This window comes from Micromonospora sp. MGP-C2 (assembly GCF_057766525.1).
The window spans coordinates 4515875-4534062 of sequence record NZ_JBYMEN010000002.1; the positions used below are offsets into that span (position 1 = coordinate 4515875).

Sequence of the window (18188 nt, forward strand, 5' to 3'; positions counted from 1 at the left end):
GGACCCGCCCTTCGTTCGCGACTGCGGGGCTCCGCTGCGCTGCACTCCTCGCGCTCACGCGATCACCTCGCTCGGGTCGGGCGCCGGTAGGAACCGGGCCGGCCGCTGCGGCTGACTCATCGACCGCACCCAGGCCAGCAGGGCGATGAAGGCGGCACCGAGGACCGCCATCACCACCTGGCCGATTGGGGTGCCGTACGGCTTGATGTACTCGGTGTTGATCAGCCCGTACGCGAGGGTCGCCAGGGTCATTCCGGTGAGGAAGCGGACCGCGAACCGGGGCTGGGTGCGCTTGGCCTCGATCTCCCGGCGGGTGGCGACCTCGGCGGACGCCGCGCCGGCGATCGAACCGAGAACGTCACCCAGCCGTTCACCCCGGTCGGACAGGTGCAGGATCAGCGCCGCGACCACCTGGTCGCAGACCGGGTCGGCGATCTCGTCGGCGAACGCCAGCAGCGCCGTGCGGGCCACCCAGCCGGCCTGCAGACGGGCGGCGAGCAGTCGCACCTCGTCCTCGACGCCGGGTGGCACGCTGCCGATCGTGCCGATGATCGACTGCTGGAGGCCCTGCCCGGTGTTGGACACGTCCTTGAGGCGTCGGGTCCACTCGCCGACCGCCTCGATCCGGGCGATCGCCCGCTGTTCGGCCTTACCCACCCCGAACAGCCACGGGGTGCCGGGCACCGCCACGGCCACCAGCAGGCCCACCACCGGCAACCCGGTCAGCAGGAACGCCAACGCGCCCGCGACCACCGCGGCGATCAGCAGCGCCTGGTAGGACCGCTGCTCGGAGGGCGTGCTGCCGGGCCCACGCCACAGTCGATCGAGACCCGAACCGCCACCGGGGCGGGACCCGGGAGGCCGTCGGGTGCCGACCAGGGCCACCACGGCCAGCAGCAGTCCGGCCACGCAGGCGGCCCCGGAGACCACCGCGATCAACTCCAGGCTCAGCATCAGGTCACCGCCGGGCCAGTCGGGTCTGCCGGGGTCGCCGCCAGGCCCCGGCGCCGGCCTCGATCCACCGGGTCAGCAGCCGTACGTCGTAACCCACCCGCAGCAACTGGTCACGCACCCGCTCCGGCAGGTGCCGGGGGACCGCACGACCGTCCGGCCCGGGCCCGAAGACCGTGGTGGTGGTGATCCGGCCGCCCTCGCCGGCGCCGATCACCTCCTCCACGTGGGAGACGAACCTGTGTTTACGCCCGCCGATCGCGGTCTCGTCCTCCACGGTGACGTAGACGATCAGGTCGAGGGCGTTGCCGGCCATCCGGCGGGCCTGGTCGACTGTCATCTCGCGGCCGTGCGCCAACGCCAGCTCGACGATCCGTTCACCCACGCCCGCCGCGGTGCGGGCGTGGATGGTGCACATCGAGCCCCGGCTGGTGGTCATCGCCTGGAGCATCGGCACGATCTCCCGGGACCGCACCTCACCCACGATGATCCGCAGTACGCCCATCCGCAGCGACAACGGGATCAGGTCGGCGATGGTCACCTCACCGGCCGGGCGGCCGTCGAAGCCGCGCTCACCATGGCCCTCCCGGGCCTCGAAGCTCATCACCGCCCGGTGCCGCTCCCGACGGCGGGCCGGCAACAGCTCCCGGCTCTCCTCCAGCAGCACGTACGGCTCGTCCTGCGGGATCTCGTTCATCAACGCCCGGATGATCGTGGTCTTCCCGGCGCCGGCCAACCCGGCGACCATGATGTTCAGCCCGGCGCGCATGGCCGCGCGGAGGAAGTCGCGCAGGAGCGGGTCGATCATCTCGTCCAGGTCGCCCCGGGCACCGGCCACGTCGTCGAGGCTCACGTCCAGGGTGTTGTGCTTGCGGATCACCGCGTACGGGCGGTGGCTGACCAGGAACACGGCGGCTAGCCGGCTGCCGTCGGGCAGTTGCAGGTCGAGGGTGGGCTTCACTGTGGACAGGGACCGCTCGGTCGCGCCCGCCCGGCGGGCCGCCGCTTGGAGGATCTCCACCAGCTCGGTGTCGCTGTCGGCGATCGGCTCGGCCCAGTCCACCCCGCCGCCGTGCCGGGTGATGCGCACCTGGTCGCAGCCGAGGATGTGCACCTCCTCAATGGTCTCGTCGACCAGCAGGGTCTGTAGCCGGCCGAGCCCGACCAACTCGGCGGTCACCTGGTCGAGCAGCAGGCGTTCCTCACCGGCGGCCATCGGCGTGCCGGCCCGGCGCACGGAGTCGGCGTACGCGGCGACCACCCCGACGGCGAGCCGCGCCCGTTCGGTGTCCTCCTCGTCGACGGTGAACTCCCGGCCGCGTTGCCACAGGGTGAGCCGTTCGGTGAGTTCCCGGCGCAGCTCCCGGACCACCTGGAAGTCCATTCGGGGCCGGGGTGCCGCCTCCGGCTGCGCCGTCGCCGTGGGCGGTGCCTGCGGCATCGGCCCGGCCTGCTGGTGTCGCCCGTTCGACGGGGCCAGTGGCGGCACGGTGGAGGTGACGCCCGGCGGCTGCTGACGCGGGTCGGTGGAGACCGGCTCAAACCGCATCCGGCACCCCCTGCTGCACGGGCCACGCGAGCCGGGCCCGTCGCCGTTCCAGCAGCGCGCCGATCGGCACCTCCAGCGCGGCCGCCGCGCGCATCAGCGGCCGTCCGGCGCGGACGGTGCCGCCCAGCGCGAGCACCCCGGCGGTACGCGGGTCGTGCGGCAGCCGTGCGATCACCGGCAGTTTCAGGGCGCGGCTGATCTCCGTTCGCCCGTGCCCGTCGCCGACCAGCAGCAGCCGCAGGGTGCCCGGCGGAACCCGGTGCTCGGCGAAGTCCCGTTCGATAGCGGTGACCACCGCCCGGGTGCCGGAGAGGTCCGGCAGCTGCGCCCCGGTCACCAGCAGCACCACCGACGCGGCCCGCAGCACCGGCCACGGTGGCCCGGTGACGTGCAGCCGGCCGCAGTCGACCAGGACGTCGTAGCCGGGGGTGCCACGGTCCAGCGCGTCGAAGTAGTCGGCGAAGCGCTGCCAGAGCGGGGTGACGCTGCCACCCTGGGCCGGGTCGACGAGCCCGGGCAGCAGCAGCCGTTCCCGACGGGGCGCGTCCAGGTCGACGAGCTGGGACCAGAACGCGGTTTCCAGGTTGCCGTCGCGCAGCTCCCCGACGGCCAGCTCCCCGATGCCGCGCGGGCCGTCCAGCTGACCGCCGAGGTAGCCGGCGAGGATGGAGCCGCCGGCCGGGTCGCATTCGGCGAGCACCAGCCGCCGGTGCCAGGCCAGCGCGCAGGCCAGCGCCGAGGTCGTGACGCCGGGCGAACCCTTCGCGGACACCAGCGCGATGATCGCCATGCTCAGGCCGCTTCGGTCAGCACGACGGCGAGCCGTTCCTGTGCGGCGAGCGCCACCACCGTCGGGACATCGCGGGTGAGCAGCGCCAGGTACAGGACCTTGTCGTCGTTCGCCGGGCTGACCATGTCGATCACGGTGGCCGTGAACCGGGTGCTCGTTGCGGCCGCGTCCCCGGTGGCGTTGCTGTCCGGCGTGCTGACCAGCAGGACCTTGTCACCGGGGTGCAGTTCGCGGGCCGGCACCTGGGCGGTCTTCAGACCGAGCGCGATCTGCTGTTGGCCGGGGCCGAGCAGCGGATCGTCGGTGACCTGCCCCAGCGTGAGCAGGGTGCCCGGGACCAGCGCCACCGCGGCCCGTTTGCCGATCACCTCGTCGAGCCGGCCGGCCGGCACCGGGCGCAACCCCTGACCGCCGGCGACCTGCACGCTGACCAGGTCAACGGCGCTGATCTCGCGGCCCACCTCCACCGGCCGGGCCACCGCGAGGTAGCTACCGGTGGCCCGGACCGAGGTGACCGCGAACGCCGCGCCCAGCCCACCCAGGGCGATCAGGAGTACGGCGAGACCGAGCAACCCCGGGCGGACCCGGCGCTGCCGGACCACAGTCGGTGGGGTGACCGGCGCGTCGACCGACCCGGTTCCGTTGCGCGTCGCGAGGCTCACTGCGTCATCTCCGTTCGCGGGGCTCGCACACTGGGCTCACTCACCGGGTCACCACCTGAAGCTCGTTGATCTGGATCTGCACGACGCCGCTGCGGCGGGTCACCAGGATTTCTCCGGTCTGGCCACCGCCGCGCCAGGTCACCTTCCAGTGCGTGGTGGCGCTGATCCGGTACGTGCCGGCCTTCTGGTAGCCGTTGTCGTAGCCGCAGGTCGGGGAGGTGCCGCCCGCACGCTCGCCGTCGCGCTTGTACTCGGTGCCCGCGCTGTAGCAGGTGACCGTCTCCTTGTTGCCCATGTCCCACACGGTCCGGTCGACCTTCGCCGTGATCTCGACTGTCACGTCCCGGTCGGTCGCCTTGGCGGTCAACGGGCCGAAGTAGTTCTCGCCCGGGTCCGCCCACATCCAGACCGGCAGACCGACCAGGCCGGGGCCGATGCCCTTGCGAGGTGCGACCTTCAGCGGTGCCGGCAGCAGTTTGATCGACGCCAGGGCGCGCCGGGCGAGTTCCTCCGGGTTGGGCGGCGCGCCGTAACCGGGTGGCGGCCCTGCCCGCAGCACCACGTCCCGATTGCCCACGTCGGCGCCGCCGTTGCAGGTCTGCACGTACCACTGCTGACCCTCGGGTGCCTCGTTCTGCGGCGAGGCCAGCTTGTAGTAGCAGCCGTCGCCGCTGTTGAACCAGCCCTTGAACTCGTCGTAGCAGGGGATGGTCCGCCCGTCCCACCGGCAGACGCCGCCACCACCGCCACCGCCGCCGTCGTCCCCGCCGTCGTCCCCGCCGCCGCCTGGGTCACCCGGGTTGCCGGGTTCGTCGTCCCACACGCTGCAGTCGGGCTGGTCGGGTGGGCAGCCGGCCCCCGGGTCGGCGCGGCCAGCGGCGGCGGCCGGTGGGGTCGCGCCGGCCACCAGCAGGAGCGCGAGGCCGATCCCGGCGAGCGCGCGCCAGGTGGCGCCAGCCCGACGCGTACGGGCCGGAGCGCCTCGTTCCTGCCACGTCAGCACGGCTGATCCCGGTGCGTCGCGCCGTAGTTGATCAGCCAGCGGCCGTCGGGATACCGGGTCGCGGTGGCGGTGGAGAGGTGCTTGCCGCCTCCGCTGCCCGGGACCACGCGCTTGTCCTTCGCGTAGACGAGTCGGTAGCCGGTCGTGTCCAGGCAGTCCTGGATCTCCACTGTCGCCGGCTTCGCGTCGAGGCTGACCGCGGTCACGGTCGGGTCGGACTTCACCGTCCCGGTACGCATAGCGCCGTGCTCCTTAGCGTCGCGAATGGACAATTGGACCCGACTGAGAAGTGGGTCGGCGAGATATCGGGCGAGTTCCGGCGCGCGTGGGTCACTGCGCCCACTCGCCGTTCGTGAGGCCGCGAGATAACCGGAGTACGCGTCGAGGGCCGCCTTTTCGGCAGCTCTCCGTTCTGCGTCGGGATCGGCCCGTTGTCCGTCTTCACGGGCTGCCGCCGGTCGTCCGACCGACTCCTGTCCGCTGGCGCAGGCGGTGACCGGCACCGCCGCTACGACCGCCAGCAGGCAGATTGCCGCTCGTCTGAGCTGCCGTCCGCGCACCGTCGAGCCTCCTCGTGGTCGCCCCGCGCGGTGTCGGTCCACCGCCGCCGGGCATGCGGAAGCGCGCCCGGATCAGCACATCCGGAGCCGTTCATTGCGCTTCTGCATTCACCGTTACGGATCTTCTACAAATGCAAGGTCCTGTGTCTTCCGGTTGTCGAGGTGAGGCTTGCGTCACACCCAAGGGGCGAGCATAGGCTGACGTTCGCCGATGCAACAGAGGTAATTCAAGTGAACACTCTCAGTGATGACAGGTGGTGGTGGCGGGTGTCCGCACTGCGCCCGAGGCAGTGGCCGAGCAAGGGTTCGTCGAAGATCGGGCGTCGTCGGGACGGGTGGCGTCCGGTACGTCCCGTCGCCGGTCCCGGGAGTAGGACATCGCGCCCTCATCCCGGCATCCCAGCGGAGTTGCCGACCCGTACGAGGGTCACCTCGTCCGACGAGATGCCCACTCGGAGGCCGGTCGAGAGCGCCGCCCGACGGCCGCTCGGCAAGGTCGCTTTCTGCGCCATTCGCTACACCACAGCGATCGTGCGGTCACGATCCGTGTTCACCTCCGCGGGGGACCACCCGGGCGTCAGGGATGCGGCATGGCGCTGACCGGCCCCCCGGCAGCCGTCCCGGGGCGCGAAGACCCACCCGATCGGAGCCTGGCCTCCCCACCGACCGGCGACACGACGAACCCCGCTGACCGGGAAGCGCTCCCTCCGGATCGCCGACCAGACGCGGAGCGCGTTCCTGCTGTGGCCCGCGCCCGACTCGCGACAGTGCTCGCGATCCTCGCCATCGGTCCACTGATGCGGATGGCCGCCCTGCGCTACGCCGTACCCCCGGGCATGCCCAGCCGCACCGGCTGCGACGCGTGCGGCGCGCCGCTCGGCCTGACCCGGCCTTGGCCGGCGCTCGGCCCGGCGGCCCGGTGTGGTCGCTGCCGGGCGCGGGTCGGGCCGCCACCGGGCACTGTCGAGTTGGCCCTGCTCGCCGCTGTGGTGCTGCTGGCCCTGGTCGGTCCCTCGGGCGGGGTGCTCCCGGCGCTGGCCTGGTGGCTCGGCTGGACGATCCCGGCGGTCTTCGTCGACCTGGCCGTGCACCGGCTGCCGGACCGGCTCACCCTGCCGGCGGCTGCCGGGACCTGGCTCCTGCTCGGCGTCGCCGCGCTCGACGCCGAGACGGGGCACTGGCTGAGAGCCGTCATCGGCGGCGCGGGACTGGCGCTGTTCTTCGCCAGCACCACGCTGCTGCTCGGTCGTCGCGGCTTCGGGCTGGGCGACGCCAAGCTGGCGCTCAGTGTGGGAGTACTGCTCGGCTGGTACGGCTGGCCGGTGCTGCTCCTCGGGCTGCTGCTCGCCTTCGGGCTGTCCGCCCTGGTGAGCCTGGCTCTGCTCGCCACGCGGCGTGCCCGCTGGAGCACGCACCTGCCGTTCGGCCCGTTCCTGCTCCTCGGCACGGTAGGTGCCCTCGCACTGGCACTCTGAGCGGGTCAGGGGCGGGAGCGGCTCGCCAGTTTGGGGACCGGGCTGTCGGCGCGGTCGGCTCGGCGGCGCAGCACCTCGGCGGTGGGTCGGGCCAGCAGCGGGGTTGCCACCACGGCGACCAGGGCGCCGAACAGCACGCCCGCGACCACGTCGTGCGGGTAGTGCACTCCCACGAAGACCCGGGAGAAGGCGCCGAGCGCGGCCAGCGGCAGCGCGATCAGACCGAGCCGGCGGGAGAGCAGCAGCGTGGTGACCGCCAGCGCGCCGGCGACGGTGGCGTGGTTGCTGGGAAACGACCAGTCACCAGGGGGTGGGCAGGCGCCCGCGATGATCGCCCGCCCGATCGTCCGGCAGGGGCGGTCCTCGTCCACCACGGTCTTGAACCACTCGCTGCCCACGTACGCCAGGAGGGCCGGCACCGGCGCGATCAGCGCGAGTGCCCGGTCGTGCGGGCCGCCGCCGCGGCGGCTCAGCGCGGCCATCAGCAGCAGCACGCCGAGCAGCAGGATCACGCCCTCGGTGGCGTGTCCGACGAACCACTGCACCGGTTCTGGGCTGCGGGCGGCGGCGTCGACGACGTCGTCGTACCACTCAGCGCTGATCTCCGGAACGTCCATGCTGCCGTTGTGGACCATGCATCACCTCACTTCACGTTCATACCTCGTTCACCTTGGGGACACCCTAGGAACCGGCAGAGGGCATGGCAGCCGTCGAAGGTCAGGTCGGCTTCACGACCTTCGTCCAGGATTCGTTCAGCCGGCTCTGCTTGGCTGGTCAAGGACGTCGGCATCCACAGGAGGCTTCGTGCACACCAGTTCGGCCACCGACCAACCGCCGCCCGCTGCCGGGGCGGTGGACGACCAGACCTGGCAGATTCGGCGTACGGAGGCCGATCTGGACCGGCTCGGCGAGACCGAATCGATCTTCGCGTTAGGTAACGGGTGGGTCGGTTGGCGTGGTGTGCTCGACGAGGGCGCACCCTGCGGGATGCCGGGCAGTTACGTCAACGGCCTGCACGAGCGGCGGGAGCTCACCTATCCCGAGGACGGGTACGCGTTTCCGCAGGCCAGCGACACAGTCATCAGTGCGCCGAACGCCGCGCTGATCCGGCTCTGGGTCGGCGACGAGCCGCTGGACATCCGGACCGGGACGCTGCGCCGCCACGAACGGGTGCTCGACCTGCGCAACGGTGTGCTGCGCCGGGAAACCGAGTGGATCTCCCCGGCGGGGCGGGCGGTGCGCATCCGCAGCACCCGACTGGTGTCCCTGCCGCGCCGCCCGGTGGCCGCCGTCCGGTACGAGGTCGAACCACTGGGCGCCCCGTCGAGCTACGGGTCTGCTCGGACCTGCTGGCCAACGAGACGGTGCCGGAGCGTTCCGACGACCCTCGGGCCGCCTCGGTGCCCACCGACCCGCTGACCGCCGAGTCGTACAGCGCGACCGGCCTCGACGGGATGCTGGTGCACCGCACCGAGCGCAGCGGTCAGCGCGTCGCTGTCGCCGTCAGTCACCTGCTGGACGGGCCGGACACCGTCACCACCACCGGTGACTGCACCCCGGACCGGGTCCGGCTGACCGTGACGGGTCGCCTGCACCCGGGGGAGCGGCTGCGGCTGACGAAGTTCGCCGCGTACGAGTGGGCATCGGTCGACGGGACACCGGCCGACGAGTTGGCGGCCCTGGTCGTCGCCGAGGCGGACGCGGCCCGCGCGGACGGCTTCGACGCCCTGCTCACCGACCAGCGTGCCGCTCTGGACGCGGCGTGGCAGGTCGCCGACGTGCAGCTCGACGGCGACCAGGATCTCCAGCAGGCGGTCCGCTTCGGCATGTTCCACCTGATCCAGGCCGGCCGCCCGGACTCGGGCCGGACCATCTCGGCGAAGGGGTTGACCGGCAACGGCTACGACGGGCACGTCCTCTGGGACACCGAGAGCTACGTCCTGCCGGTGCTCACCTACCTGGCCCCGGCGGTGGCCCGATCGGCGCTGACCTGGCGGCACGCCCACCTGGCGGAGGCTCGGGAACGGGCCCGCGAGCTGCGGCTGACCGGCGCAACCTTCCCGTGGCGCACCATCGGCGGCCGGGAATCATCCGGCTACTGGCCGGCGGGCACCGCGGCGCTGCACGTCAACGCCGACATCGCCGACGCGGTGCTGCGCTACCTGGCGGCCACCGACGACCAGCGGTTCCTCGCCGAGGCGGGGCTGGAGTTGCTGGTGGAGACCGCCCGGCTCTGGCACGGCTTCGGGCACTGGTCGGACGAGGGTGACTTCCACCTGCATGGCGTGACCGGCCCGGACGAGTACGCAGCCCTGGTCAACGACAACGTCTTCACCAACCTGATGGCCAAGCGCAACCTGCTGGGAGCGGCGGACGCCGTCGAGCGTCACCCCGACGTGGCCGGTCGGCTCGGCGTGGACCACGACGAGGTGACCGGCTGGCGGGCGGCCGCCGACGCCATGTTCGTCCCGTACGACCACGAGCGCGGGGTGCACCAGCAGGCCGCCGGCTTCACCCAGCAGCCCGAGTGGGACTTCGCGAACACGAGCGAGGACGACTACCCGCTGCTGCTGCATTTCCCGTACCTGGAGTTGTACCGCAAGCAGGTGGTCAAGCAGGCCGATCTGGTGCTGGCCATGCAGCTCTGCCCCGGTGAGTTCACCGCCGCCGAGAAGGCCCGCAACCTGGCCTACTACGAGGCCCGCACGGTCCGCGACTCGTCGCTGTCGGCCGCCCCGCAGGCGGTGCTGGCCGCCGAGGTCGGGCACCTGGATCTGGCGTACGACCTGTTCGCCGAGTCGGTCCTCCAGGACCTGGCGGATCTGGGGGACAAGACCGCCGACGGGCTGCACCTGGCCTCGCTGGCCGGTGCGTGGCTGGCACTCGTGCAGGGTTTCGGCGGACTGCGCGACGACCGGGCGGTGCTCTCCTTCGACCCCCGGCTGCCGCGTCGGATCGACCGGTTGGCCTTCAGCCTGCGTTGGCGCGGCCACCGGCTTCGGGTCACGCTGACCCCCAGCGAGGCCCGCTACGAACTGCCCGACGCCGCCGCCGACACCGAGGTCGAGCTGTGGCACCACGGTGAGTCGGTGCGGGTCACCGGCGCGGAGCCGGTCACCCGGCCGATGCCCCCGGTGCCCGACCCGGGGCCGGAGCCGCCCTCCCCGCCCGGCCGCCGTCCCACCCGTCGCTCGGCCGGCTGAGCCGCCTCGACCGACTCCCGCACCAGCTCGGGACCGCCGGCCCGGTCAGGTCGGCGGGAGGCCGCCGGCCATCCGTTCGCGGACGGCCTCCAACTCCTCGAAGGCGTACGCCCAGTTGTGGCACTTGAAGCTGCGCAGGCCGTCGATCGCTGTGTGGCAGTCGGCGCAGCGCACGCCGGCGATGGCGTCCGGGATCTCGGTGTTGACGTACTTGCGCTCGCCGAGGATGACGGTGGCGATCATGGTCTTGTCGTGCAGGCCGGAGAGCGCCGACGACACGATGTCGTACCAGGTGACCCGTCGGCCGCACTTCGGGCAGTCCGGTTCGTCGCCGCTGACCCAGAGCGGGGCGCCGATGCTGCGCGCCGGCATGCCGAGCAGCTTCTCCAGCCGCCGGACGTCCGACTCCGGGGTGGTCCAGCGGTGTCGGCCGGGCAGTGATGCGGGTGAGTCGTACACGGCGCGGAACAGGTCGTGATCGACCTGCACGGTCTCCCGCTGAGCGGTCATCGGCGTCCCTCCTCGTTGAGTCGGTGCCCCCACCGTGGTCAGCGACGACCATGGGCGCTGCCGGATCAACGACACGAGGGGTCAGCGGGTCGTCGCCAGGGGTGCTAGACATCGAGATCCGCCGCGCCGCCGAAGGGATCTCACATGACCGACCTGCCGGCTTCCGACCACACGAGCACACCCAACGTCGCCCGGATGTACGACTACTTCCTCGGTGGCAGCCACAACTTCGCCGCCGACCGGGCGGCCGCCGACCGGGTGTTGGAGATCTTCCCGGAGACGGGGGTCGCCGCCCAGACCAATCGGCACTTCCTGCGCCGAGCCGTCCGGTACGCCGCCGAGCAGGGCATCCGCCAGTTCCTGGACATCGGTGCGGGGTTGCCCACCCAGGACGCGGTGCACGAGGTGGTGCGGGCCGTGGCGCCCGACGCACGGGTGGTCTACGTCGACTACGACGAGGTGGCCGTCGCGTACGCCCAGCAGTTGCTGACCGACGTGTCCGGCACCGCCGTCGTCCAGGGTGACCTGCGACGACCGGACGAACTGCTGGCCCATCCGGACGTGCGGGCCACCCTCGACCTGGACCGCCCGGTGGCGGTGCTGCTCCTCGCGGTGCTGCACTTCGTGCCGGACGACGACGACCCGTGGGCCGCGATCGCCAGGCTGCGCGACGCCACCGCTCCCGGCAGTCACCTGGTGCTGTCCCACCTGACGTTGGACGGCATCGCGCCGGAGCTGGCCGAGCGCGGCCAGGCCGTCTACCGCAACAGCAGCGCCCCGCTGGTGCCCCGCACGCACGCCGAGACGTTGCGCTGCTTCAGCGGGTATGACCTGGTGGAGCCCGGCCTGGTCGCCACCACCCGGTGGCGACCGGACGACGAGCCGGAAACCGTGGATTCCCACGGGTACGCGGGGGTCGGCGTCCGCCGCTGACCCGTTTCCGCCTCCGGTGGCCGCCTCGGGTGGTACGACGGACGCGGGGCGTGCGTGTCACCGGGGAGGAGCGCCGATGGCGAGCAGGCCCGAACGGCTGCTGCGGGGCAGCGACTCACCGCTGAGCGCCTCGTTCCTGGAGCTCTTCTTCGACCTGGCGTTCGTGCTCGCCCTCAGTCAACTGGCAGGGCACCTGCTGCACGACCTCACCCTGGCCGGCGCACTGCGTACCGCAGTGTTGTTGGCCGGGGTGTGGTGGATCTGGGTGACCACCACGTGGTTCGCCGACTGGTACGACCCGGAGAGCCCGTTGGTCCGGTGGCTGCTGGTCGTCGCCGCGCTGGGCAGCCTGTTGGCCGGGGTGGCGATCCCGCAGGCGTTGGACGGGCGCGGCGTGCTCTTCGCCGGTGCGTACGTCGCGGTCCACATCGCCCGGGGCACGGTGACCGCGTTCGCGCTGCGCGGTCACCCCCGCCAGAAGAGGGCGGTGCGGATCCTCTGCTGGTTCGGTGTCTCCGCCGTGCCGTGGCTGGTCGGTGGGTTCCTGCCGGAGTGGCGGGTGCCGCTCTGGGTGCTCGCCCTCGCCATCGACTTCACCGGCCCACGAATCGGCTGGCCCACCCCGCGGCTCGGACGGACGAGCGGGCAGGAGTTGCGCCTCGCTGGCGAGCACTTCGCCGAGCGGTACCAGCAGATCATGATCATTGCGCTGGGCGAACTCGTCCTGGTCGCCGGTCTCTCGTACGCCGGCACCCACCTCGACCTCCCGCAGACCGCCGCCTTCCTGCTGGTCTTCGCCACCGCCGTGCTGACCGGTCTGCTCTACGTGACGCCCGCCGGCCAGCGGCTGGCGCCGGCCATCGATGACGCCGACCCGTCCCGGCTCGGCGTCATCACCGGATACCTGCACCTCGTGATGATCGCCGGGCTGGTGGTCACCGCCGTCGGGGCGGAGTTGAGCATCGCCCACCCCACCAGGGCAGCCGACATGACCGCGGCGGTCGTCATCCTGGGCGGTCCGATGCTGTTTCTCGTCGGGCGGATCCTCTTCTCGCTGTCGATCCACCGACGGCTCTCCTGGCCGCGGGTGGTGGCCCTGCTCGTGCTGGCTGTCGGCGCGGCCGTCCTGCGACTGCCGCTGCTGGCGGTCACCGCGGTCGCCACCGGAGTGGTGCTCACTGTGGTCGTCCTGGACCATGCCGGGATCCTCTCCTACCATCGCAGCCAGAATCCTGACTAAAGTCAGGCTTATGGACTCCGCGCTGATCGCCGCCGTACGGCGGTTCAACCGGACGGTCACCCAACGGGTGGGTGCGCTTGACGACGAGTACATGGCCCAGGGGCGACCCCTCGGGCAGGCCCGCCTGCTCTGGGAGATCGGCCCCGCCGGCGCCGAGGTCGCCGCGCTGCGCGCCCGGCTGGGCCTGGACTCCGGATACCTCAGCCGGCTCCTGCGCGTCCTGGAGAACGACGGCCTGATCACCGTGGGACCGGCCGACCAGGTCGGCGGCGACGGCCGGGTCCGCACCGCCGCGCTCACCGAAGCCGGCCGTACGGCATGGGCCGACCTCGACGAGCGGTCGGACGACCTCGCCGCCTCGATCCTCGAACCACTCAGCGAGCACCGGCGCGAACGACTCGTCGCCGCCATGGCCGAGGTCGAACGCCTCCTCGTCGGGTCGATGGTCGTCATCGAGCCGTGCCCGCCGAGCGACCCGCGGGCCCGCGCCTGCCTGCGCGCGTACGCCCGGGACATCGCCAGTCGATTCGACGACGGGTTCGACCCGGCGCTGAGCAACCCCGTCCACGACGAGGCACTCGTCCCGCCCGCCGGCGTGCTCCTGCTCGCCACCCTCAACACCGAACCGATCGGCTGCGGCGCGGTCAAACTCCACCCCGACGCGCCCGCCGAGATCAAACGCGTGTGGGTGGCCGACACCGTACGCGGGCTCGGCGTCGGGCGGCGGCTGCTGGGCGAGCTGGAACGGTACGCCGCCGACCGTGGCGCGACGGCCGTCCGGCTGGACACCAACCGCAGCCTCACCGAGGCGATCGCCATGTACCGGGCGGCTGGTTACCGGGAGATCGAGGCGTACAACACCGAGCGCTACGCCCACCACTGGTTCGAAAAACAGCTCGGGGAGTGAGGGCGTGCTGCGTCTCGACCAGGCATCGGAGCTCAAAGGAATTCGTTGGATTCACTCGATGCAGGCTGAGCTGGTGCGCTAACGCGCCCGCTCACTGAGGTCGATCCCTTAACGGCTCATAGCCTGTGTCGCACATCCGACAACAAGGTGGGACAACCTGCAGCGTCGGCTCATCGTACTGCAAGGCGAGGGTGAATTGCGGCGAGGTGGAGGGTGTTGATCGAATGTGAAGCGCCCGACCACGTTTTCCTTAGCCATTGATCAACGGCAGGCGGCGTCTGCCAGGCGAGTAACCTTTGTGAATCTTGCAACAGTCGCTATGCTGCCCGCCATGCCCCGAGAGACCGATCGCGACAACCTGCGGATCGAGCAGGCTGCGGTACGTGCCCGGCAAGCCGATCTTCGGGCTGATAAGGCTGAGCTGAGGACGAAAGAGATCAGCCTTGAGCTCGAGAAGCTCCGCGACAGGCACCTCCGCCGACGAGAGTACGAGAGGTTCCAGCTCTGGAGCCGTGTGATCCAAGGAGCCACTTGGGCGTTGATCGTGGCAGCAACGTACTTTCCGCTCAGGGCGGTCGAGCAGATGTTAACGCATTTCGAAAAGAACGCGCCGGAACTCACTAATGCACTGCAGATATCGATATCGTCCTCCTTTGCTTTACTCTTGGTCTTGGCGATCACCGGCGCGCAGAGTAGGCTGCGCAAGAGAAAGATCAAGGGGCAACGCGTTCGCCTTAAAGCCCTAGAGCAGGAGTTGAAGAGCTACACCGAAGAGCAGGAGGGTGCTACGTCATGAGCGCAGGATCCACTCCATTTTTCTTCATGCTTCTCTTTCTTGCGCTTTCACCGTTCCTTATCGTATTCCAAGTGACGCACTTGGCTCATAGTTCGTACAGGAATAAGCTTTGGCAATTGCGTGATCGATTGATTGACGAGCTCCGCACCGGCAGCATCTCCAAGAGTGCTGCGGCTCGCACCATGCAGATGTTGCTTGAGCAGCAAATTGAGGTCGCAGGTCGTCATACGCTGAAGGACACCATACTGGCGATCTCGATATATAAGGTAGACGGGGATACCTCGGTCTTTGAAGAGATCCTCCGTAAGGGAACCCCTCCTGGCGACAGGGAACGGCTTTCGATGTACTTGAGAGAGCTGAGAGAGGCGACTATCCAGCACCTTACTTGGGGGTCTGTTGTCGGTTGGTTCGTAATACCCTTATTCAAGGTTGCCAACCGAATACTTTTGGCCTTGCCTTCAGGTGCCCGTAGCAACGCTTCGGCGGCGGCAGGCGCGGAATCTCGTGTCCGCGCAAGGCAGCGCCAGGACGGCATAAAGCATGGCCAGGAAAGCAAACGCCCTCGCATTGCTGCGACGGGTGGTGTTAATGCCCACCATCCTTTGCAGGAGAGGACGCTCGAACGAGCTGAAGAGATGAAGCAAAAGGTTGAGCGTGCCGAAGTGCAGATAATGCCCGAAGCGGCGCCCAACCGCCGTGTGCGGCACGCAAAAGAGTTGCACATGGCAGATCTTCATCGCGCCTAGCCTTCAACTTCCTATAGCCTGCTTCATCGCGGTAACTGCAATGTTCTTTCGTCGTACTATTTCGTCGCCTTCTTCACTCAAGCCGTCCCTTAGTATCGCCATCAAATAGCTCTCGGCGGTTTCGGCAACGTCAGTTGGGCCGAGGATGGTAATTTCTGCTATGGCCGCCATGGCTTCAGATCGCGCATCCCTCATGGCGACCACGCTCTCTTTGTCGCTCGTCACCTGATTTGCAACGATTCTCGTCGCACAGTCTTCCATTCGGTGTGTTGCTTTCAGAAACTTTCCGTAGGCCGCTCGCCTGTCGGCCTTGAGTGCTCTGCCCTCCTGGAGCGCAAACTGCTTGTGCGCTAACCAAATCGTTGCAGATATGGTGACTGTGCCAACGATGCCGGTTACGGATGGTGCGACCCATTCCCATGCCATGGTTCAATTATGCGAATTAGCCGTGGGTTGTAAAGGCCGGGGAGCGCATGCCGTATCCATCTCGCTCTGCCGTCGTCTAGCTCCGAGGCACAGACGATCACCTTGAACGCCTGCGCGAAAAGGACCTTGACGGCAGGCTATTCGACGGAGTTGAGGTGGCGCGCGCCGAACGATCGAACGAATGGACGTCTCGTTGTCGATAGGGCTGATCACTCTTCCGTCGAGCCGGTGGGAGAATCTGGCTATCCAGGTGGCGATGGCACCTCGGATGGACGTCCTCTCGCGCGGGCGGCGTCCGAGATGGCGACCCCGGCCAGGACTGCGGCGGCGGCAAGGGCGGCCACGATCGGCGGTACGAGGAACATCAACGGCGTCAGGGCGGCCAGGGCGAGCAGCCCGATCGGCCGATCCCGGGACACCCGGCTGAAGACCACGTACTCGAAGCGGGAGCGCCCGGCCAGGAACAGCGCCGGTCCGCCGAGGATGATCGCGATCCAGGCCGGTTCAGGATGCCCGGACGGATGGGCGATGACGAGTTCGGCGCCGACCGCTGCGACGACCACACCGGCCACCATGACCAGGTGGGCGTAGAACGCCGACAGTCCGAGGCGGGCCGGATCGCGGGAGCCGGCGATGGCTGACGCCGACAACTCCCCGGCACGGTAGATGTAGATGCGCCAGAGCAGCACCGTGGCGGCGATCGACACCAGGAACGCCGTGGTCCGGTCGGGCGCGAAGCCGCTGCCGCCCAGGGTCGACGCAGAGACCAGGATCATCTCGCCCAACGCGATGATGAAGAACTGTCGGTGGCGCTCGGCCAGGTGTTCGGCCGCGCTCGGCAACTCCGAGGGCGGCGAGCGGCCCAGGCCGGGTGTCAGGTAGCGGAGTTTTCCGGCCAGATAGTCGATGGCCACCGCCAGCACCCACAGTGCCTCCCGGGCGGTGCCGTGCACCAGTGCCCCCGCGATCCACGGCACGGCAGACACGCAGAACCAGATGACCACCCGTAGGGCGCCGCGCTGCAGCTCGTGGCCCCGCAAGGCGATGAGAAGGCCGATGCTGCGACCGACCTGGACGGCGACGTACGCGCCCGCGAAGACCAGGCCCTGCGCGCCGAAGGCCTCCGGTAGCGCGACAGCCATCAGCAGACTGCCGACCAGGGTCGCGATGACCAGCAGTTGTATCGTCGGCCGCTGCGGGTCGAACCGGTCTGGCACCGTCGCCGTGCTGCACCAGACCCACCACACCGCCAGCAGCAGCACCAGCGTGTGGAAGGCCCCACGCCAGGTGAGGTTCTGGCTGAGCACCTGCCCGAGCTGGATGAGCACGTAGACGAACGCCAGATCGAAGAAGAGCTCCAGGAAGGTGGCCCGCTGCGGATCCCCGGGCTTCCGCAGCAGCTTGCCCGCCCTGCTCGTCGTCATCGGCTCGCCCGTTCTGTGGGTTATGCGCGCTCTGGGGCATTCGTACCACGCGGCAGAGGTGAGCCAGCCGGACTACTCGATGGAGGTGAAGTGGCGTGCGGCGCTGGCGAACGACCGGATGAGTTCGGTCTCGTTGCCGGTACGCCAGATGAGCCCCCACCGGCCCGGCGGAGCGTCGTGGATGGGCACGTAGGCGAGGTCCGGCCGTGCGTAGTAGCGGGCGGCCTGGGCGTGGACCGGTGACACGGCTTCGCCCGTGACGAGGATCGGGATCATCTCCTGGAAGTTGGAGACCGACGGGCCGATCGGGATCAACCGTCCGCTGGGTGTGCGTACGGGCACCAGGATCTCCCGCCAGTAGTCCGGCCGGGCCCCGCCCATGACCGTCTCGTCCGCCAGGTCCTCGTAGGAGACCGACTCACGGCCGGCCAGGCGGTGGGTCGCCCCGACGGCCAGCACGATGGGTTCGGTGTAGATGACCGGGCCAACGGTGAGGTCCGGTTCCTTGACGGGCAGCCACACGATCTGCACGTCGATGTCGCCGGCGCGCAGCTGACCGAACGGGTCGCCGAAGTCGACATGCCGGAGTTGCACCTCGCACTCCGGGTGGTCCTTCGCGAACCCGTCGAACAACTCGCGGAAATCGTGGAGGTTGACGGCGATCGACCCGACCCGCAGCACCCCGGTCCTGCCGCGGGCGGCGAGCCTGGCCCGGTCCATGCCCTCGTGCAGCCCTCGGTACATGGGTTGAATGTCGTCGAAGAGCCGTTGACCGATCGGTGTGAGTGCCACCTGCCGGTTGTTCCGCTCGAACAGCGCCGCGCCGATCCGACGTTCCTGCTTCCTGATCGCCTGGCTGACCCGGGCCTGGGTCACGTGCAGCCGCTCGGCGGTGCGGGTGAAGTGCAGTTCCTCCGCCAGGGTCAGAAAGATCTCGATGTCGCGGAGTTCCATCACTGTCCCCGATCCACTCATTAGCGAAGGGTTATGGCACGTTGCCAGTTGTGATCTTG

The 18188-nt window shown here is 69.8% G+C and carries 16 protein-coding genes and 2 pseudogenes; 7 read left to right on the forward strand and 11 right to left on the reverse strand.

Annotated features, from left to right (window positions below):
- Positions 1-54: 54 nt before the first annotated feature.
- The 6 genes and pseudogenes from AC3CF1_RS20710 to AC3CF1_RS20735 all read right to left on the reverse strand — a co-directional run bounded on the left by AC3CF1_RS20710 (position 55) and on the right by AC3CF1_RS20735 (position 5515).
- Positions 55-998, reverse strand: a pseudogene (locus AC3CF1_RS20710) (type II secretion system F family protein).
- Positions 959-2500, reverse strand: coding sequence for a TadA family conjugal transfer-associated ATPase (locus AC3CF1_RS20715; protein WP_488451073.1), 1542 nt, complete (start codon positions 2498-2500; stop codon positions 959-961). The pseudogene AC3CF1_RS20710 and the gene AC3CF1_RS20715 overlap by 40 nt, the downstream one beginning before the upstream one ends.
- The gene (locus AC3CF1_RS20720) at positions 2490-3290 is read right to left on the reverse strand and encodes a CpaE/TadZ family protein (RefSeq protein WP_088950983.1); all 801 of its coding nucleotides are present in this window, start codon (positions 3288-3290) and stop codon (positions 2490-2492) included. Before AC3CF1_RS20720 ends, AC3CF1_RS20715 begins: the two co-directional genes overlap by 11 nt.
- A gap of 2 nt (positions 3291-3292) precedes the next feature.
- On the reverse strand, positions 3293-3952 hold the full coding sequence (locus AC3CF1_RS20725; RefSeq protein ID WP_354982087.1) for an SAF domain-containing protein: 660 nt from the start codon (positions 3950-3952) through the stop codon (positions 3293-3295).
- A 40-nt stretch (positions 3953-3992) separates the two neighbouring features.
- Positions 3993-4955, reverse strand: a complete 963-nt coding sequence (locus AC3CF1_RS20730; protein WP_435794767.1) for a hypothetical protein — start codon at positions 4953-4955, stop codon at positions 3993-3995.
- Positions 4949-5515, reverse strand: coding sequence for a hypothetical protein (locus AC3CF1_RS20735; RefSeq protein WP_088950986.1), 567 nt, complete (start codon positions 5513-5515; stop codon positions 4949-4951). Before AC3CF1_RS20735 ends, AC3CF1_RS20730 begins: the two co-directional genes overlap by 7 nt.
- 797 nt (positions 5516-6312) lie before the next feature.
- Here AC3CF1_RS20735 and AC3CF1_RS20740 point away from each other — a divergent pair.
- Positions 6313-6990 carry a prepilin peptidase gene (locus tag AC3CF1_RS20740; RefSeq protein ID WP_488452112.1) on the forward strand — a complete coding sequence of 226 codons (678 nt, stop codon included), beginning with the start codon at positions 6313-6315 and terminating at the stop codon, positions 6988-6990.
- Positions 6991-6995: 5 nt separating this feature from the next.
- Here the strand turns inward: AC3CF1_RS20740 and AC3CF1_RS20745 are convergent, their stop codons facing one another.
- On the reverse strand, positions 6996-7625 hold the full coding sequence (locus AC3CF1_RS20745; RefSeq protein WP_099849750.1) for a phosphatase PAP2 family protein: 630 nt from the start codon (positions 7623-7625) through the stop codon (positions 6996-6998).
- 169 nt (positions 7626-7794) lie between these two features.
- Between AC3CF1_RS20745 and AC3CF1_RS20750 the strand changes: the two are divergent.
- A pseudogene (locus tag AC3CF1_RS20750) lies at positions 7795-10193 on the forward strand (glycoside hydrolase family 65 protein).
- A 45-nt stretch (positions 10194-10238) separates the two neighbouring features.
- Here AC3CF1_RS20750 and AC3CF1_RS20755 read toward each other — a convergent pair.
- Positions 10239-10703, reverse strand: coding sequence for a hypothetical protein (locus tag AC3CF1_RS20755; protein ID WP_210928114.1), 465 nt, complete (start codon positions 10701-10703; stop codon positions 10239-10241).
- A 144-nt stretch (positions 10704-10847) separates the two neighbouring features.
- Between AC3CF1_RS20755 and AC3CF1_RS20760 the strand changes: the two genes are divergently transcribed.
- The 5 genes from AC3CF1_RS20760 (at position 10848) to AC3CF1_RS20780 (ending at position 15325) form a co-directional block, all read left to right on the forward strand.
- A complete protein-coding gene (locus AC3CF1_RS20760) occupies positions 10848-11636 on the forward strand; it encodes an SAM-dependent methyltransferase (RefSeq protein ID WP_488451074.1) in 789 nt (262 codons plus the stop codon).
- Positions 11637-11712: 76 nt separating this feature from the next.
- Entirely contained in the window at positions 11713-12876 is a 1164-nt protein-coding gene (locus tag AC3CF1_RS20765) for a low temperature requirement protein A (protein WP_354982082.1), read from the forward strand.
- A gap of 10 nt (positions 12877-12886) precedes the next feature.
- Entirely contained in the window at positions 12887-13783 is an 897-nt protein-coding gene (locus AC3CF1_RS20770; protein ID WP_488451075.1) for a GNAT family N-acetyltransferase, read from the forward strand.
- A 331-nt stretch (positions 13784-14114) separates the two neighbouring features.
- Entirely contained in the window at positions 14115-14579 is a 465-nt protein-coding gene (locus tag AC3CF1_RS20775) for a hypothetical protein (RefSeq protein WP_488451076.1), read from the forward strand.
- On the forward strand, positions 14576-15325 hold the full coding sequence (locus AC3CF1_RS20780) for a hypothetical protein (protein WP_488451077.1): 750 nt from the start codon (positions 14576-14578) through the stop codon (positions 15323-15325). The genes AC3CF1_RS20775 and AC3CF1_RS20780 overlap by 4 nt, the downstream gene beginning before the upstream one ends.
- Positions 15326-15328: 3 nt before the next feature.
- Here AC3CF1_RS20780 and AC3CF1_RS20785 read toward each other — a convergent pair whose 3' ends face one another.
- From AC3CF1_RS20785 to AC3CF1_RS20795, 3 genes are all read right to left on the reverse strand, one after another.
- The gene (locus AC3CF1_RS20785; RefSeq protein WP_488451078.1) at positions 15329-15751 is read right to left on the reverse strand and encodes a hypothetical protein; all 423 of its coding nucleotides are present in this window, start codon (positions 15749-15751) and stop codon (positions 15329-15331) included.
- 242 nt (positions 15752-15993) lie between these two features.
- Positions 15994-17175, reverse strand: a complete 1182-nt coding sequence (locus tag AC3CF1_RS20790; RefSeq protein ID WP_354982080.1) for a low temperature requirement protein A — start codon at positions 17173-17175, stop codon at positions 15994-15996.
- 72 nt (positions 17176-17247) lie between these two features.
- Positions 17248-18150 carry a LysR family transcriptional regulator gene (locus AC3CF1_RS20795; protein WP_488451079.1) on the reverse strand — a complete coding sequence of 301 codons (903 nt, stop codon included), beginning with the start codon at positions 18148-18150 and terminating at the stop codon, positions 17248-17250.
- Between the last annotated feature and the right edge of the window lie 38 nt (positions 18151-18188).